General features: G+C 66.6%; 17 protein-coding genes. 12 read left to right on the top strand and 5 right to left on the bottom strand.

Annotated features, from left to right (window positions below):
* Window positions 1-34: 34 nt before the first annotated feature.
* The gene (locus ACGFI6_RS37100) at window positions 35-529 is read right to left on the bottom strand and encodes a very short patch repair endonuclease (RefSeq protein WP_393127156.1); all 495 of its coding nucleotides are present in this window, start codon (window positions 527-529) and stop codon (window positions 35-37) included.
* Window positions 530-672: 143 nt separating this feature from the next.
* Between ACGFI6_RS37100 and ACGFI6_RS37095 the strand changes: the two genes are divergently transcribed.
* Entirely contained in the window at window positions 673-1,794 is a 1,122-nt protein-coding gene (locus tag ACGFI6_RS37095; protein ID WP_393127154.1) for a DNA cytosine methyltransferase, read from the top strand.
* 442 nt (window positions 1,795-2,236) lie between these two features.
* On the opposite strand, the gene ACGFI6_RS37090 is transcribed toward ACGFI6_RS37095, so the two are convergent.
* Window positions 2,237-2,950: a GntR family transcriptional regulator gene (locus ACGFI6_RS37090; RefSeq protein ID WP_393127152.1), complete on the bottom strand. Its 714-nt coding sequence runs from the start codon at window positions 2,948-2,950 to the stop codon at window positions 2,237-2,239.
* A 124-nt stretch (window positions 2,951-3,074) separates the two neighbouring features.
* Between ACGFI6_RS37090 and ACGFI6_RS37085 the strand changes: the two genes are divergently transcribed.
* The 7 genes from ACGFI6_RS37085 (at window position 3,075) to ACGFI6_RS37055 (ending at window position 10,252) form a co-directional block, all read left to right on the top strand.
* On the top strand, window positions 3,075-4,418 hold the full coding sequence (locus ACGFI6_RS37085; protein WP_393127149.1) for an ABC transporter substrate-binding protein: 1,344 nt from the start codon (window positions 3,075-3,077) through the stop codon (window positions 4,416-4,418).
* Window positions 4,415-5,341 (top strand): carbohydrate ABC transporter permease, encoded by a 927-nt coding sequence (locus ACGFI6_RS37080; protein ID WP_393127147.1) that lies wholly within the window; start codon window positions 4,415-4,417, stop codon window positions 5,339-5,341. Before ACGFI6_RS37085 ends, ACGFI6_RS37080 begins: the two co-directional genes overlap by 4 nt.
* A complete protein-coding gene (locus ACGFI6_RS37075) occupies window positions 5,338-6,150 on the top strand; it encodes a carbohydrate ABC transporter permease (protein WP_393127145.1) in 813 nt (270 codons plus the stop codon). Before ACGFI6_RS37080 ends, ACGFI6_RS37075 begins: the two co-directional genes overlap by 4 nt.
* Before the next feature lies 1 nt (window position 6,151).
* Complete coding sequence (locus ACGFI6_RS37070) at window positions 6,152-6,934, top strand: 6-phosphogluconolactonase (RefSeq protein WP_393127143.1); 783 nt, start codon at window positions 6,152-6,154, stop codon at window positions 6,932-6,934.
* A 3-nt stretch (window positions 6,935-6,937) separates the two neighbouring features.
* Window positions 6,938-8,239 (top strand): glycoside hydrolase, encoded by a 1,302-nt coding sequence (locus tag ACGFI6_RS37065; protein WP_393127141.1) that lies wholly within the window; start codon window positions 6,938-6,940, stop codon window positions 8,237-8,239.
* The gene (locus ACGFI6_RS37060) at window positions 8,236-9,201 is read left to right on the top strand and encodes an N-acetylglucosamine kinase (RefSeq protein WP_393127139.1); all 966 of its coding nucleotides are present in this window, start codon (window positions 8,236-8,238) and stop codon (window positions 9,199-9,201) included. The genes ACGFI6_RS37065 and ACGFI6_RS37060 overlap by 4 nt, the downstream gene beginning before the upstream one ends.
* A gap of 136 nt (window positions 9,202-9,337) precedes the next feature.
* On the top strand, window positions 9,338-10,252 hold the full coding sequence (locus tag ACGFI6_RS37055; protein WP_393127137.1) for an aldo/keto reductase: 915 nt from the start codon (window positions 9,338-9,340) through the stop codon (window positions 10,250-10,252).
* Between the two features lie 40 nt (window positions 10,253-10,292).
* Here ACGFI6_RS37055 and ACGFI6_RS37050 read toward each other — a convergent pair whose 3' ends face one another.
* Window positions 10,293-11,180 carry a LysR family transcriptional regulator gene (locus tag ACGFI6_RS37050; RefSeq protein WP_393127135.1) on the bottom strand — a complete coding sequence of 296 codons (888 nt, stop codon included), beginning with the start codon at window positions 11,178-11,180 and terminating at the stop codon, window positions 10,293-10,295.
* Window positions 11,181-11,427: 247 nt separating this feature from the next.
* On the opposite strand from ACGFI6_RS37050, the gene ACGFI6_RS37045 reads away from it, so the two are divergent.
* Both ACGFI6_RS37045 and ACGFI6_RS37040 read left to right on the top strand, forming a co-directional pair.
* Window positions 11,428-12,315: an SEC-C metal-binding domain-containing protein gene (locus tag ACGFI6_RS37045; RefSeq protein WP_393127133.1), complete on the top strand. Its 888-nt coding sequence runs from the start codon at window positions 11,428-11,430 to the stop codon at window positions 12,313-12,315.
* A 10-nt stretch (window positions 12,316-12,325) separates the two neighbouring features.
* Window positions 12,326-12,742, top strand: coding sequence for a hypothetical protein (locus ACGFI6_RS37040; protein WP_393127131.1), 417 nt, complete (start codon window positions 12,326-12,328; stop codon window positions 12,740-12,742).
* On the opposite strand, the gene ACGFI6_RS37035 is transcribed toward ACGFI6_RS37040, so the two are convergent.
* Window positions 12,739-13,638 carry an aminoglycoside phosphotransferase family protein gene (locus tag ACGFI6_RS37035; RefSeq protein WP_393127129.1) on the bottom strand — a complete coding sequence of 300 codons (900 nt, stop codon included), beginning with the start codon at window positions 13,636-13,638 and terminating at the stop codon, window positions 12,739-12,741. The genes ACGFI6_RS37040 and ACGFI6_RS37035 overlap by 4 nt on opposite strands.
* A gap of 167 nt (window positions 13,639-13,805) precedes the next feature.
* Between ACGFI6_RS37035 and ACGFI6_RS37030 the strand changes: the two genes are divergently transcribed.
* Window positions 13,806-14,606: a L,D-transpeptidase family protein gene (locus ACGFI6_RS37030; RefSeq protein WP_393127127.1), complete on the top strand. Its 801-nt coding sequence runs from the start codon at window positions 13,806-13,808 to the stop codon at window positions 14,604-14,606.
* A gap of 706 nt (window positions 14,607-15,312) precedes the next feature.
* On the opposite strand, the gene ACGFI6_RS37025 is transcribed toward ACGFI6_RS37030, so the two are convergent.
* A complete protein-coding gene (locus ACGFI6_RS37025) occupies window positions 15,313-15,600 on the bottom strand; it encodes a hypothetical protein (RefSeq protein WP_393127125.1) in 288 nt (95 codons plus the stop codon).
* 221 nt (window positions 15,601-15,821) lie between these two features.
* Between ACGFI6_RS37025 and ACGFI6_RS37020 the strand changes: the two genes are divergently transcribed.
* Complete coding sequence (locus tag ACGFI6_RS37020; protein ID WP_393127123.1) at window positions 15,822-16,877, top strand: BtrH N-terminal domain-containing protein; 1,056 nt, start codon at window positions 15,822-15,824, stop codon at window positions 16,875-16,877.

Here is a 16,877-nt window from a genome sequence, read left to right as displayed (position 1 = left end):
TCCCTGCGCCTATATCGGACTAGACAATGGAACGTTACGTACAGTCACCCGAACTGGCCGCCGCGGTCAAGGCTCCGACCACACGCAACGTCGCCGTGTCGGGGTCCTCGTGCTCCCAGATTCGCACCACGGACCACCCGGCGGTGTCGAGAAAGGCGTCCGTCTCGCGGTCCCGGGCGACGTTCTTCCGGAGTTTCTCCGCCCACCAGACACCGTTGTTGCGAGGGCTCGTCCCGTGCTCGGGACAACCGTGCCAGAAGCAGCCGTCGACGAACACGGCCACCCGCTTCGCCGTGAAGGTCAGGTCTGCACGTCGGCGAGGCATCCCCGGCAACGGATGGTTGACCCGGTAGCGATACCCGAGCCGATGCAGTCGGCGGCGCAACTCGATCTCAGGTTTGGTGTCACGCCGTGCCTGACGAGACATCCGCGAGGAAGTCTGTGCCGTGGTCTTGAGGACCGGATGCGAACCGACCCGCGTCCCTGCGTCCGGCGCCGTCGACCGTTCGGCTGCGCGATCTCTGTCCATGACGCAGCCAACCTCTCACGATGCGCCCGCGATGTCTTCCGAACCGCCGTACAGGTCCGGTCGATCAGCGCGTCAAGGGCCCACGGCGCAGCCGGCGTTGCGGTGGCGTCGGTCGGGTCGCGAACGCCCTATACTTTCGCTGCATGACGCGGGATCAGAACGGTCTGCCGTCGAAGCTGCACATGGTGGATCTGTTCGCGGGGCCGGGTGGACTCGACGTCGCCGCCCGGTGGCTCGGCGTCACGGCCGAGGGAATCGAGTGGGACGACGACGCGTGCGAAACGCGGCGCACCGCCGGCCTGACGACGCATCAGGGCGACGTCCGCGACTTCAAGCCGAAGCGGTTCGCCGACGCCAACATCCTGGCCGGTGGGCCACCATGCCAGACGTACACGGTGGCCGGGAACGGCGACGGCAGACGTGCGTTGGAGCAGGTCGTCCAGGCCGCCAGGAACATGGCAGCAGGTGACGACACGGAAGAGGTTCTGACCGCGGTCGAGGACGACCGAACGCGGCTTGTCCTCGAGCCGCTGCGGTGGGCGCTCGACGCGCATCGAGCAGGCGATCCGTTCGAGGCCGTCGTCCTTGAGCAGGTGCCGACAGTGCTCCCCGTCTGGAAGACGATCCGGGAAGTTCTCATCGGCATCGGGTACAGCTGCGAGTGCAAGGTCTTCCGAACCGAGCAGTTCGGAGTACCGCAAACCCGACGTCGCGCGATCTTGATCGCCCGCCGGAGCGGCGGCGTCGAGCTTCCCGCCCCGACCCATCGCGCGTTCCGACAAGGTGTTGGACGCGGAGAGGGTGATCCCACGCTGGAGCCCTGGCGAACGATGGCGGAGGCTCTCGGGCGAGCCGAACCGTTCACCGTGATCTCGAACTACGGCACGGGTGGTGACCCCAAGAAGCGTGGGCGTCGTCGCTCCGACCAGCCGTCCGCGACCGTCACGGGGAAGATCATGCGGAACAGGCTGAAGATGCCGAACGGACGCGTCGAGCGCTTCACGTCCTCGGAGGCCGGCGCATTGCAGACCTTTCCTCGCGACTACCCGTGGTCCGGCAACGACAAGGCTCAGCAGATCGGGAACGCCATCCCGCCGCGACTGGCCGTTCACGTCCTTGCAGCAGCACTGGGCCGGACGGTCGACGCGGCCTCACTCGACGCCGCGATGACCCGGAACTGGTTCGACACGCCCGCCGAGCCTCCCCTGGTGAGCTCGACACTGATCGAGGTCCCGAACCGAACCCTTCTCGATGAGATGCGCTGACCCGATTCCGGCCCTGCGTTGATCATGAGGTGAGTAGGTTGAGTACGGCTTCGCGGATGCGATCTGACGGACGAGATCCTTTGCATCGGTGCCGCTGGACGCGTCAGCTACGTAGGGTTCCGAGTTTCGCTGGTCACTGCGTGAGCGACCTTCGTCGCCTGTGAGAAGCAGTCGGGACTCGCGGAGTTCCTCGACGCACCTTCGCCGGCATGCCACGGCAGTCCTCGCAGATCTCTGACGGGGCGGGCGTTGCGGAGAGCGTGCGTGGGATGCGCTCGATGAGCGCAGTTAGCGGCGTTACGTGGCCGTCGATGCGGCGGTAGCCGCTAATCCGGCGCTAAGTCGGGGGTGGGTGGGAGTAACGCGGGAGAGAGCGTAGCGAACGGAGGGGCTGCGGAGCACGCGTGGGCTGATCACCTCACCACGCGCGGGGGTGAGGACGTCAGCGGGTTAGGTCGGCGGTGAATTGGTAGGCGTCGCCTCGGTAGTGGTTGGTGCCGGAGAGGAGGGGGGTGGTGTCTTTGCCGTAGGCGATTTCGGTGGCTACGAGGATGGCGGCGCTGGTGGGGAGGTTGAGGAGGGTGGCGAGGGTTTCGTCGGCATTCTGGGCCTGGACGGTGTAGCGCGAGTACGTGAACTCGATGCCGTGGGTGGAGAAGAGTTCGTACAGGGACGCGTCAGTCAGGTCGGCGGTGACCAGCCAGGGTGCGATCGCCAGCGGGATGACGAGGTCCTCGACGGTGACGGGGCGGCCGTCCATTCCTCTGAGGCGGCGGATGGCGACGACGGGGGTCGTGGGTGCCAGGTGTAGTCGGCGGGCCTCTTCGAGGGTTGCGGGGCGTTCGCGGCGGTCGAGGAGTTGTGAGCTGGGGTGGAAGCCCAGTTCGTGCGCCATCTCGGTGAAGGATTGCAGCCGGCTGGGCGGCTCGCGCAGTACGAGGTCGCGGACGTACCAGCCGCGCTGGGGTGACGGGACGATCAGGCCGTCGTCGGAGGCGGCCTGGAATCCGGCTCGTACGGTCATCCGGCTGAGGCCGGTCTCGACGGCGAACTGGCGTTCGCTGGGCAGCCGGCTGCCGCTCGGGAAACGCCCGTTGACGATCCCTTCGCGGATCCGCTTCTTGACCCGATCAACCGCTGGTTCTCCCGCTGTCACGCCGGAAACTATACCAGTCAAACAACCTAGCGCTGCGGATATTCAAGACTGGTTTACACTGGCATAACTGGTTTCACAGTCGTATGGTGGCGGGCACGGCACGGGGACTGACGAAGGAGTCGCGATGGTCACCAGGCGGTCGGTGTTGAAATCGGGAGCCGCGCTCGGACTGTTCACGGTGGTCGGCTGTGCGCCGCAGGGCACCAAGGCGGGCAAGGCCCCGACCACGCCCGCGGCCTCGATCGATGTCGCCGAGGCCGGCGCCGTGACGCTGAGCATGCTCGACTGGTGGTCGGGTGATGCTGCCAAGTGGGTGGCGAACGCGGTCACCGCGTACCAGAAGAAGTATCCGAACGTGAAGATCAAGCGCACGTCGGTCGACTGGGGCCAGCTCACGCAGACCGCGAATCTGCGCTTGAAGGAGAAGAACCCACCGGACATCATCACCGTCAACAACGGATGGCAGTCCCTGGGTACGTTGGCCAAAGCCGGCCTCGTCCTCAATCTGGACGGCTATTCCAAGGCGTTCGGCTGGGACAAGTTCCCGAGCACGATCCTGAGGCAGACCCAGTTCAGTGCCGATGGCAAGGAAATGGGATCCGGCTCGTTGTTCGCCACCCCGGTCGCCCAATCGGCGCTGATCGGCCTTTACTACAACAAGACCGTCCTCCAAAAGGCCGGCGCCGCGGTACCGACGGATCTGGCCTCGTTCGAGGACGCCTGTACGAAGGCCAAGGCCGCGGGCGTGATACCGATCGGCTACGGCTCGCAGGACAAGGGCTCGTCGACCGCGATCCTGCTCGCCCTGCAGGACCTGTTCGGGGATCAGCAGAAGATCAACGACTTCGTCTACTCCACGGGATCGGTGCAGGCCTCCGCCATCGGGCTGTCGGACGGTGCGGAGCGCCTCAAGTCGTACCAGGACAAGGGCTGGCTGACGCCGAACCATGCCGGCATCCAGTACGCGGACGCGATCGACGCGTTCCTCAAGGGCAAGTCGGCGTTCCGCTTCGAATACACCGGATCGCTGGCTTTCAAGGACGCCCAGAAGCAGGAGTACGGGTACGTCCAACTCCCCCAGGCGAACGGCGGCAAGGTCGTCGGTACGGGCGCATCAACGGCCGTCGCGCTGGGCTCCAAGTGTGCGCACCCGGACGTCGCAGCCTCGTTCCTCGACTTCCTCGCCGGCCCGCAGACCGCTCAGTTCGTCGTAGAAAATGGTCTGCTGCCGCTGCTCAACGACGTCAAGGCATCCTCGGACAACCCGGAATTCGGTACCGAGATCACGGGTCAGCACGCGCTCGACCAGAGCAACGGCTACGTCCCGTACTTCGACTGGTCGACGCCCTCGATGCTGGACACGCTTGGCGGCCAGGTGCAGTTGCTGCTGGCCGGTCGTACTACTCCTGACGGTCTTGTGAAGGCTGTGCAGGCCGACTACGACAAGTTCCAGGCCGGGCGGCGATGACTGTTCAGAGCCTCGCCGTCCGCGCGAAACCTCGAACTCGGACAACGTCCGGGCATCGACGGCGGCGGCGCTGGATCGGGCTGCTCTACCTGTCCCCCGCACTCATCCTGTACGCGGCGATCATCCTGGTCCCGCTGCTGCAGACGGTCAACTACTCGTTCTACAAATGGGACGGCGTCAGCGAACCGACCTGGGTCGGCCTGCGGAACTACCTCGAGTTCGGGCGCGATCCGCGGATGTACGCGGCGTTCGGGCACGTCCTGGTCCTGATCGTGATGTTCGGCCTGATCCCGCTCGGCCTCGGGCTGATCAGCGCGGCACTGCTCAGCAGGGCGAAGATCCGCGGCGAAAGCATCTACCGCTGGTTCCTCTTCCTCCCCCAGGTGCTGACGAGCGTCGTGGTCGCCATCATCTGGAAGCGCATTTACGCACCCGACGGCCCGTTGAACAGCGTCCTGCGCTGGGCCGGCCTCGGCCACCTCACCCGCAACTGGCTCGGTGACTTCACCTGGGCCCTCCCCTCGCTCGGCATGATCGGCGTCTGGGGTGGATTCGGCTTCACGATGGTGTTGTTCCTGGCCGGCATCCTCGCGATTCCGGACGAGCTGTACGAGGCCGCGCGATTGGACGGATCGACGCGCTGGCAGGAGTTCTGGCTGATCACCCTCCCGAGCCTGCGGGGGCAGATGGCGATCGCGCTGACCCTGACCATCACCGGCGCTCTGCGGACGTTCGACCTGGTTTACATCACCACGCAGGGCGGTCCCGGTACGGCGACGACTACGCCGGCCCTCCTGCTGTACCAGTTGGCATTCGTCAATCCCGATGTCGGCAGGGCGTCGGCGACCGGTGTCGTACTCGCCGTGCTCTGCCTCGGCATCGCGGTCGCCATCACCCGGATCATGGAGAACAAGGACCGATGATCTCCCGATTCGAGCGAGTCTCGAACTACATCATCGTCATCGCGCTGACGATCGGCGTCCTCTTCCCCGTCGCCTGGTTCGTCCTGACTGCTCTGAGCCCCAACACCTCGGGTGCACTCGACTTCTCGCAGATTGCCTGGAGCAACTTCCAGTCGGCCTGGCACGACGGCAACCTCGCGCATTCGATGTACGCGTCGCTGGTCGTCACGGTGTCCGCGGTCGCCGGGCAGACCGTACTCGCGATCCTGTCCGGGTACGCGTTCGGCGTTCTTGGCGTGGTCGGGGAACGGTTCCTGTTCCCGATCGTGCTGCTCGGGATGATGGTCTCGACCGAGGTGATCGTGATTCCGCTGTACTACGAGTTCGAGCGGATCGGCCTGACGAACTCGTGGCTCGGACTGGTCATCATCCAGCTCGGGATGGCGGTCCCGTTCGGTACGTACTGGATGCGCGCGACGTTCCGCGCACTCCCCCGGTCCGTGATGGATTCGGCTGCCGTCGACGGCGCGGGCACCTGGAACACCCTGTGGCGCATCCTCGTCCCGATGGCCCGCCCGGCCGTACTGACCTTGGTCCTGCTCTCGTTCATGTGGACCTGGAACGACTTCTTCCTGTCGCTGATCTTCCTCGGCGACCCGCAGAAGCAGACCGCGACCGTTGCCCTCGGCGCCTTTCAGGGCCGGCACGTCCTGCAGGTCAACCTGATGGCGGCCGGCTCGCTGATCGTCTCGTTGCCGGTGGTGGCGCTCTACCTGTTCTTCCAACGCGAGTTCATCAGCGGCGTCATGGCCGGCGCGGTCAAGGAGTGACGTGACAACGCCCATCACTGTGATGCCCACCGCCGACGAGATCGGCGAGACCGTGGCTCGTCGGATTGTCGACCAACTGGCGGCCGCGGGCCGGGCCGTCATCGGCTTCCCGGCCGGACGGAGCGCGACTCCGGTCGCCGCGGCCCTGGATCGACTCGCTCATGAAGACAACAGGATTGTGGACAATCTGCTTGTCGTCATGATGGACGAGTACGTCACCCGGCGACCCGGAGGCTGGGAACTGCTGTCCCCCGACAGACCGCACAGCTGCATCGGCTGGGCGCGGCGAAACCTGCTCGCGCCGTTGCACGACCTCGGCTTGCGCGAGACGAATCTGCGCGCTCCGGATCCCAACCGGCCGGAGGCTTTCGCCGCGGAGATCCGTGCCCTCGGCGGCATCGATCTCTTCCTGCTGGCCAGCGGTCAGGGCGATGGACACGTCGCCCTCAACGGACCCGGTACGGCGCGCGACGCGCCCACCCGAGTCGTCGAGCTGCCCGAGTCGACCCGGCGCGACAACGTGTCGACCTTTCCGAACCTGCGATCCCTCGCCGACGTTCCGGCGTACGGCGTGACCATCGGTACGGGGGAACTGGCCGGCCTCTCGCACTCCGCGGTGATGCTGCTGTGGGGATCGAACAAAGCCAACGCGTTCGACCGGATCCGGCAGGCCGACAGCTACGACCCGTTGTGGCCGGCAACCATCGTGCACGAATGCCGCAACGCGCTCATCTACGCCGACGAAGCAGCTGCACAAGAGTCAGAACGAGAAGGAGTCTCATAAGACATGGCGCGAATCAAGATGGCCTACATCGGTGGCGGATCCTCCCGCGCGGCCGGCACGATGGCCTCGTTCTTGTGGCACGGGTCCGAGTTCGCGGGCTCGGAGGTGGTGCTCGTCGACAAGGACCCGGAGCGCCTGGAGGTGGTCCGCCGGATCGCCGAAAAGCTCGCCGCGAACGGTGGCGACGGCATCACCGTGACGGCGACGACCGATCAGCGCGCCGGGCTGACCGACGTCGACGCCGTACTGACCAGCTTCCGCCCCGGCAACTTCGGCGCACGGGCACTGGACGAGCGGATTCCGATCAAGCACGGCGTCATCGGGCAGGAGACGCAAGGCCCGGGCGGGTTCTTCATGGCGCTGCGTTCGATCCAGGACATGCGAACCATCACCGACGACCTGCAGGCCGTCGCCCCCGGCGCGGTGATCTTCAACTACACCAACCCCGTCAACATCGTCTCGCAAGCGGTCGCCGACCACACCGCGATCCCCATCTACTCGATGTGCGAAGGACCGCTCGTCTTCCCGCCGGTCGTACTCAAGGCCGCCGGGCTCGATCCCGCTCGCGCGAAGGTCACGATGGCCGGTGTGAACCACAACTGCTGGAGCTACGAGCACCTGTACGACGGGCGCGACGTCATGCCGCTGCTCGAGGCAGCCTGGGAAGAACGCAAGAACGACCCGACGCTCGACGAAAACGCCAAGCGGGCGCTGCACCTCGCCGTCGTCATGCAGTCGATTCCGTCGGACTACTTCAACTACTACTATTTCCGCGACGAGGTGTTCAGGGCACAGCAGACCGCACCGCGGACCCGTTCGGAAGTGATCATGGACGCGGTGCCCGGCTACTGGGATCACTACCGCGAACAGGCCGAGGTGAGCCATCCCGAGCTCGACCCGGCCCGCTCGCGTGGCGGGATCCACGAGCTCGAACTGGCGATCGACGTGATGAGCGCCTACTACAACGACACCGGGGCGCGGCTGCCGGTCAACCTTCCGAACGCGAACGGCGCGCTCCCGGGCTTCGACGAGGAGACGGTCGTCGAGGTCTACTGCACGGTCGACCGGAAGGGCTGCCACATCGAACCGCAGCAGCCGCTGCCGCTGTCAGTACGGGGCATCACGCGTCAGCTCGCCGACTACCAGATGCTCGCAGCGAAGGCCGCCTGGGAGGGCAACCGCGCCGACGCCATCCGGGCGCTGATCGCGAACCCGCTGGTGCCTGACCTGGCCGTGGCCGAGCCGCTGTACGACGAGATGGCCGCGGCGCACGCGGCGTACCTGCCTGAGAGACTTCTTCGGTGACAGAGGTCTTCCTCGCGGTCGACGCCGGCAACACCAAGACCTGGGCGGGCCTGACGACGGCCGACGGCGAGCTCGTCGGCCTGGTCCGTGGAGGGATCGGCGACATCTACGCGCCGGCCGGGCCGGAGGCGGCCAAGGCCGTCGTCCTCGGCCTGGTCGGTGAGCTCCTCGACGGCGCGGGCCTGCGGCCGGGCGACGTCAGACACTCCGCGTTCCGGCTGGCCGGTGTCGACTGGCCGGAGGACGCCCAGTTCTGGACCGCTGCACTGCGGGAGCTCTTCGATGTGGGCTCGTTCAGCGTGAAGAACGACGGGTTCGCTCTGATTCGCTCCGGTCGGCTGGACGGTCAGGGCATCTCCGTCGTACTGGGAACGGGTGCCGCCCTCGCTGGTCGTGGTCCGGCGAAGGAGTGGGCGCTGTCGTGGTGGTTGCAGCATCCGCTCGGCGGACAAGGGCTGGTGAGCGAGGCGTTGCGGGCCGTGTACTTGTCGCAGCTCGGGCTGGCGCAGCCGACGAAGCTGAGCGCCGTACTGCCGTCCGTGTTCGGGGCGTCAACGCCTGAGGAGATGCTCGAGGCGACCACGCACCGCGGCAACCCGTCCACGTTCGCGACCTTGGCCGCGCACGCCCCGGCCGTACTAGCACTCATCGACGAGGACCCCGTCGTCGCGGGGCTGGTCGACACGCAGGCCGACCGCATCGCCGACTACTGCCTCAGCCTCATCGCTGCATGTGGTCTGGCCGACGACGCCACCGTGGTCGTGGGCGGCGGGCTGGTCCGTGAGCCGGGCGCGCCGCTCTACGAAGCTCTCCGCCGTACCTGCGAGCGCCGCGGTCTCTCCCTCGACGTCCGGCACACCCAGGACCCCGCGCTCGTGGGTGCGCTGCTCGATGCGATCGCCGAGGGCGGCGCCACCCCGACCGAGGCCGCTCGCCGCCGGCTGTCCGCCGCTACCTGGTGACTCAGAAGGTCGGACGATGACACTGACCTGATTCTTCTATTGGAAGAGTTGGCCAGGGCGCGCAAGGCTGGGAGGCATGGACTTTACTCAGCTTGGGCGTACGGGGCTTTCGGTTAGTCGGATTGTTCTGGGCACTATGAACTTCGGGCCTCTGACCGAGGTGGGGGATGCGCACGCGATCATGGATCGCGCGCATGACGCGGGGATCAACTTCTTCGACACCGCGAACGGGTACGGGCGGTCGATCCGTCCGGGGCGGACCGAGGAGATCATCGGTGAGTGGTTCGCGAAGGATGCGGCGAACCGGCACAAGACGGTGCTCGCCACGAAGGTGTACGGCGACATGGGCGAAGGCTGGCCGAACGAGGGCCGGCTGTCGGCGCTGAACATCCGCCGCGCGCTCGACGCGTCCCTGAAGCGGCTGCAGACCGACTACGTGGACCTGTACCAGTTCCACCACATCGACCGGAACACGCCGTGGGACGAGATCTGGCAGGCGATGGAGGTCGCCGTACAGCAGGGCAAGGTGCTGTACGCCGGGTCTTCGAACTTCGCCGGATGGCACATCGCGCAGGCGCAGGAGGCTGCGGCGCGGCGCAACTACGTGGGTCTGGTCAGCGAGCAGTCGCTGTACAACCTGGCGCAGCGCGACATCGAGCGTGAGGTGCTGCCGGCCGCGCAGGCGTACGGGCTCGGCGTGATCCCGTGGTCGCCGCTGCACGGTGGCCTGCTCGGCGGCGTGATCCGCAAGGAGAACGAGGGCGTACGGCGGCTCGAGGGCCGCTCGAAGGAGACTCTTGACCGGCTGCGGCCGCAGATCGAGCAGTACGAGGCGTTCGCGGACGAGCTCGGGCACCAGCCGGGCGAGCTCGCGCTGGCGTGGCTCCTGCACCAGCCCGGCGTGACCGGCCCGATCGTCGGCCCGCGCACGATGGACCAGCTCGAGTCCGCCGTACGCGCGGTCGACATCAAGCTCGACGAGAAGTCCCTCACCAAGCTCGACGAGATCTTCCCGGGCTACAAGACGGCCCCCGAGGACTACGCCTGGTAACCCACGCGGTGGGCGGCCGGTCGCGCGAGTGGCCGGCTGCTCAGGCGTGGACGGCTGTTGTGGGGAGCATGCCGATGAGGGCGTCGGCGGCCAGGGAGGCGGCTGGGCCGGTGGGGACGGCGACTGAGACCTGCCAGTCGGAGGCTGTGCCGGGAGCGAGCGGGACCGTCATGTGGTCGCCGCGCTTGGCGGCGATGCGTTCGGGGACGAGGGCGACGCCGAGATCGTGAGCGACCAGGGCGAGCAGGGTGTGTACGTCGTTGACCTCGATCGTCACCGGATGCGCGACCCCGGCGGTAGCGAAGGCGCTGTCGGAGATCAACCGGGCGCCCCAGGTCGGGTCGAAGTCGACGAACGACTCCCCCGCCAGGTCGTCGAGCGTGACACCGGACGCCTTCGCGAGCCGGTGATCGGGCGAGCAGACCAGCACCATCGACTCGCGGGACAGCGGCCGCAGATCGAGCCCGTCGACCGGATCGCCCGCGGTCGCGACGAATGCGATGTCGAGGCGGCCGGAGGCGACCTCGTCGAGCATCGGCGTGGAGCCGGCCTGACGTACCTCGATCTCGACGCCCGGGTACGCGGATCGGAACTTGGCGAGCAACGCCGGTACGTCGACCACCCCGAGGCACTGCTCCAGGCCGACGGTCAGGTGACCGCGGAGCAAGCCCTGGACTGCGGCGACCGCGTCCTTGGCGGCCTCGGCGGCGGCGAGCGTGCGGCGGCCTTCGCAGAGCAGGGCGCGCCCGGCCTCGGTGAGCTCCACGCTCCGGGTGTTCCGGACGAACAGCGAGGCCCGCAACTCCCGCTCCAAGGCCCGGATCGAGGCGGACAGCCCCGACTGCGAGATCGACATCGCCTCAGCGGCCCGAGTGAAGTGCTTCTGCTCGGCCACCGCCACGAAGTGCTCCAAGTGCCTCAGTTCCATGACTAAGAACTCTAGTCGATCGAACCCCACCGATTCTGCGCCCCCGCATGTTGGACCGCACCCCCATCCCACCAAGCCGAACCGCCAAGCCATCACAACTGCGCCCCCGAGCCCGTCCCAGGCGAGGCCCGGGCCCGGCTGCGGCGATTGTGATGGCCTGGCGAACCGAGTCCGCTTGTCTGCAGGGATATCCACAGGTGCCAAATCCGCGGTTTCCTGCGGCGCCGATCCGAATACGTTCCCGGGCATGGACGATCCCTTGGCGGACGAAGTCCGCAATCACCCGATGGACCCCAAACTCGGCCGGACCCTCGCCTTGCTCATCATCGCCAATGAACACGAGTACCTGGGGCGGTCCGAGCAGGCAGTGGCAATTTGGCAGCAGTTGATCAGCGAAGGAGGCGCAGCAGGAGACAACGCGAGAGTGGACTATGCCGACTTCCTGTTCGAAGGAGGCCGGGAGAGCGAGGCACGGGCCGAGCTCGACGCCGTCATGACCAATGGACGAATCTACAACTATGCATGGCGCACTGCGGCCGAGATCCTGGAGCGGCGCGGTGAGCTCGACGAGGCCCTGCTCTGGTACGACATCGCAGCCGACAATCTGACCGCGGAAGACGTCACCAACATCCATCGCGTCCGGGATCTGGTGACCGGCAGGCGCCGGGTCAAGTGGACGCTCGGACTACCGCTCAACGGCATCGACCTGCTCGGCGAGCAGGGAGAGGACGAAGAGCTGGACAGAGAAGCCGACCTCCACGATCTCCTCCGCCTGCCTAAAGTTCGCGGCGGCCAAGTCGAGGTTTGGGACCGGAACGAGTTCGATGACTCCGTGCAGTGGCGCAAATACTTCATCGGCGGCAACGCCGACCGCTACTGCCACATGGTCGAGAAGGAGTTGCGCGCTCACGGAACGAAGACGACGATCGCGACGTGGACTTACAACGGTCTGCTGGACTGCGTTCGCGACGCCCGGATCCAGCACGACGACCTGCCCGACGGCCGGCGGGTGGCATGGCCACCACCGCGTAACCAGCCGTGCTGGTGCGGGTCGGGCGTGAAATACAAGAGGTGCTGCGGCGGTCCGCTGCCCGCGGCTGAGCCGATGCCTGCTGATCTCGGCCCGAGTGGGTAGGGTGGCGCGCATGGCGGATGAGGAGTTTCGGGTTGAGGTTGTGCTCGGGGACGAGGGGCACCGGCTGACGTTCTGGGATCGGTTGCGGGCGTTGGATCTGGACGACGACGCGCAGAAGCGGCTCGGGAGCCAGGTGACGGTGACCCGCGACGGGGACCGGATGCTGATGTACACGCATACGCTCGAGGACGCCGAGGAGGCTGCGCGGACCGCCAAGGAGCTGGTCGCGGGCGATCGGCTCGAGGCGACGTCGACCATCACGCGCTGGAACGCCGCCGAGCAGGACTGGACCGATCCGAGTGTTCCGGTCGGACCGCACGACGCGGACGGGGACGCGGCGAAGAACGCGAACATGGAGGTTCCGGATCCGCGGTATGTGGTGCTCCAGGCGTACAAGCCTGAGTTCCTTCGCGACCTCGGGCTCTAAACGCTCCGGATTTTCAGGGCGGTGAACCGGGTGGAGAGGTCTTCGATCCACTCGGCCGGGGTTCGGTGATCCGGGAGCAGGACGCCGGCTTCACTGCGCCAGAGGGCGTCGCCGAGGGCGGTGCGAAGGTGCCAGGCCATAACGCGGTCGGGGTCCAGGGCGCGGCCGGTGAATTCCTGGTAGTGCTTCATGGTGGCTGTCAGTAGCTCGATGCCGGGCCCGGTTCCGGGGAAGGCGCGGAGGTCGTACTCGGGGTCGGCCAGGCCGGCGGTCTCGAGGTCGACGATCGCGCGGAGCTCATCGCCGTACCAGACCTGATTGCCGCCGTGGAGGTCCGCATGGGCCAGGACCGGAAGCGCTGGTTCGGCCAGTACCTCATCGGCCCAGTCGCACCAGTTGAGGACCGCCGTGCGCTGCTCCGGCCGGATCCACTTCCCGAATCGCTCCCGTACCGTGTCGGTGCCGGCCGGCTGGAGCGCGGCGGGCGGTAGGTCGTCCATCCGCTCCCCCGCGCGCTGCAGTTCCGCCAGGAAGTACGCGAGCTGACGGCCCGCGCGGTCCCGGTCGATCGAGTCGACGACCTCGAAGAGCGATCTGCCGGGGACGAGCTCGGTGACAAGCAGGACCGGATCGGTGCTGCTTGCAACGACTTTCGGGAGGTACGGTACGGCCGCCAACTCGGTCAGTACGGTGATCTCGTGTGCGAGCCGCAGCGCCGCCGGACGTGACCAGGCGAACTTCGCGACGTAGCGCCCGCCGAGGACCGCGCTCGACGACCACCACAGCGGCTCGTCCTTGTTCACGAGTTCGCGGGTGACGATCGGCAGACAGCTCAGCTCCGGCGCCACCCGCTCAAGAGCCTCGAAGAGCGCATCCGGCGATTCCAGCCACTTCATGTGCCTAGTGTCGCAGTCGATCCGGAGCCGGGGCTCGGCAACGGTTCGGTGACGGGAACGGCTTAGCGGCAGGCGTTGGCACCTTTGCCGATTAGTCTCGGCGGGTCGCTGCATGCTTACCCGGCGTGCTTCTGCGACATTGAAAAGGGTTGAGGAGAGGGGAATCCGTGTCCCGTCGACGTGGTCTCATTGCCGCCGCCGTCGTACTGCCGTTCATCTTGGCCGGCTGCTCGGACGTGGCCGCGAGCGAGACGACACCGTCACCGTCACCGTCACCGACCCAGCCCTCGCAGTCGACACAACCCTCGCAATCCCCGAGCACCCCGTCCGCGACGCCGACCACGAAGCCGACGGTCAAGCCGACCGTCCCGCCGAAGCCCAAGGTGAAGCAGAAGCCGGCGTACTACGCGCTGCGCGTGGAAAAGCAACTGGACAAACTCGGCTACCCGGTCGGCGACGTCGACGGCGACATCACCTCACGCGCCAAGCAGGCGCTGTGCGCGTGGCGCGAGACCCACGGCATGCCGGTCAGCCGGGGCGGGCTGACGCTCAACGACGCGTACTCGGTGCTGAACGCAACCAAGCGCCCGGCGCCGACCCGCGAACCCGGCATCTACGTCAACAAGACCTGCCAGGTGCTGTACCAGATCGTTGGCAAGTCCTACAAACGGATCGTCTGGATCTCCACCGGCGGGCCCGGATACGAGACCCCGAACCGGACCGGCAAGGTGTGGCGCAAGTGGGCCGGTGCGCACGAGAGCAGCCTGTACGACGACGCGTATATGTACGACTCGCTCTACTTCCTCAAGGATCGGCCCGGGATCGCCCTGCACGGTTCGCGCGTGAACTCGCTCGTCAAGCCGTACCCGGACAGCCACCGCTGCGTCCGCGTCATGCGCCCCCAGATCCATCAGATCTATGCCGACACCCCCATCGGCACCAAGGTCCAGGTCTACGGCGAGTTCTAGCGGCAAATCGGGCAGGCTTGCCTGCCGCCTGATCGATGTTCTCGCAGGTCTTGCGGCGCGATCCGTCGATTCTCGCGGATCACGCCGCAGACCTGCGGTTTCCTGATCATTGCTACGCATCGATGACCGACCCTTGTCACCCGGAGCTGAAAACATGCCATTTGCGCAGCGCGAGCACCCAGCTGGCGACTCTCCATGCACGGTGATGGTGAACGCGGCCGCCAAGATGGCTCGACGAGCCAGTTCAGCGTCATGATGCATTCGTCGCTCAGCAGGACTCATGTTCTCTGCCACGCCTACGCCCAGTACCGTCATCTGTACAAACCGGGCTTCGGCGCATAGTTGACAGCTGCCATATTCGCCGGTTCATTGCTCGGACATCACCAAGAGGGCTCAGAGGCCCAGACGATGGGGTCCGCACCCTAACTCCGCTTTACGGTGCCAGGCTTGTCATTGGATCGCAGTAACAGCCGTAGTTTAGCGCTGACCTGCGCACTCTCCGATGGAGAGTTGCCAAGAAACGGCGCTGCTACGCAGCCTTTGGCATCCATTCCAATGAGTAAAACGATGAGTAGCCGCCTGTCCTGGCCTGGCTGAGCCCGCTGCTGAGGGGCTCGTCCAACGGTTAGGTGAGCCACATGGCTGTCAGAGCGCGTCTCCGCCTGCCGCGGCACGGCGACCAAATTCTGCCTCAACCGATTTGCGGTTACCGGGTCTTGAGGAATCTGGAGGGGTCGCTGGCGGCGGAGGTCAGCCAGGCTTCGAGGCCCTCCGGGTCGCGGCGGCCTAGTTCGTCGAGGCAGAGCTGGCGCTCCAGCACGATGCGGAGACGTTGGCGGCCGGTCTTCGCCCGGTGGAGAGCTTCGTAACTGTCGCGCCATTGTCGGCACAGGTCCGCCGTACTGCGTTGTAGTACGTCGCGGTGTCCGATGGACAACGTCTGTGCGCACCATCGCACCGCGGGTGGCGAACCGGCGGCCAAGAGAACGGTCATCCAGAGCACACTGGCACCGAGAGCGACTGTGAGACCAAGGATCACGGTGATCGCTGCAGAGCCCGCGGCGGCGGTGACCGCCTGCCGTCTCGAGCGGCGTGGGCTGTTGCCAGGGCCCGAAGACCCGTTGATCCGGGGTACGACGTCCCGGTGCCAACGGGCGTTTTCGGCCCTGTGGCTGTGCGCCCGGCCGCACCAGGCTGGGGTCGGGAGGTACTGAGATGGCAAGCACAGTCGCCGGGCCCGTGACGGTTCGGCCGTTTCCGGAGTTCGGGACGTATCCGACGCATCATTGCGTGACCGGGTCGCTGAAGCACGTGTACGACTTCCACGGCTACCGGATCAGCGAGGAGCTCCTGCTCGGCCTCGGATCGGGGCTCGGGTTCGTGTACTTCCACTTCAAGGACACCGATCCCTTCTACGGTGGCCGCGCCAACAATGCCGGCCCTAGGGCGGAAGGCCTGGAGAAGACAGCGGGCCGGCGTACGGGCGTCGCCATCGCATCACACGCTACCGCGAGTACCCGAGTCGCTCAGGCGGAGCTCCGGGAGCTTCTGCAAGCAGGCGAGCCGGTGCTCGTCTACCTCGACATGGGCTTCCTGCCGTACTTCGATCTCCCGGCCGGCTACCACTTCGGCGGCCACGTGATCGTCGTCGCCGGCTACGACTCGCAGACCGAACAGGTACTGATCGCCGATCGGGATGCTGAACTTCACCCGGTCGACTGGGATGTGCTGGAGAAGGCGCGCGGATCGACGTACCGGCCGTTCCCGCCCCGGCACACGTGGTACACGTTCAACTTCGACAAGGCACGGGATCCACGCCCAGCCGACGTCCGCGCCGCGATCACCGACGTGTGCGACGGCATGCTCACACCACCGATCGCGAACCTCGGCGTCCGCGGAATTCGTAAGGCGATCCAGGAAACGCTGCGGTGGCCGCAGGTGCTCGACTCCGATGCGATCCGTCGTACATGCTTCAACACCGCGCTGATGATCGACGCCCGCGGCGGCACCGGCGGCGGAATCTTCCGGTACATGTATGCACGCTTCCTCGACGAAGCCGCGATCATCACCGGCGAAGGCCGCCTCAGCCGCCTCGGCGACGAGATGCACTCGATCGGCGACCTCTGGGAAGACGTCGCCGCGACCTTCGCTGCCGCGGCCGAACTCGACGACCCCGCCGAGCTGCTCGGCCCGGCGGTCACACCTATGCACGAGATCGCCGACCGCGAACAGATCATCTGGCAAAGCCTCAAGAAACTGATGGCGGAATAG

Origin of the sequence: Kribbella sp. NPDC048928, from assembly GCF_043197975.1 — a bacterium.
GTDB lineage: Bacteria > Actinomycetota > Actinomycetes > Propionibacteriales > Kribbellaceae > Kribbella.
Note: the sequence above shows the minus strand (reverse complement) of the source record. Positions and strands in the feature narration are given on the sequence as shown.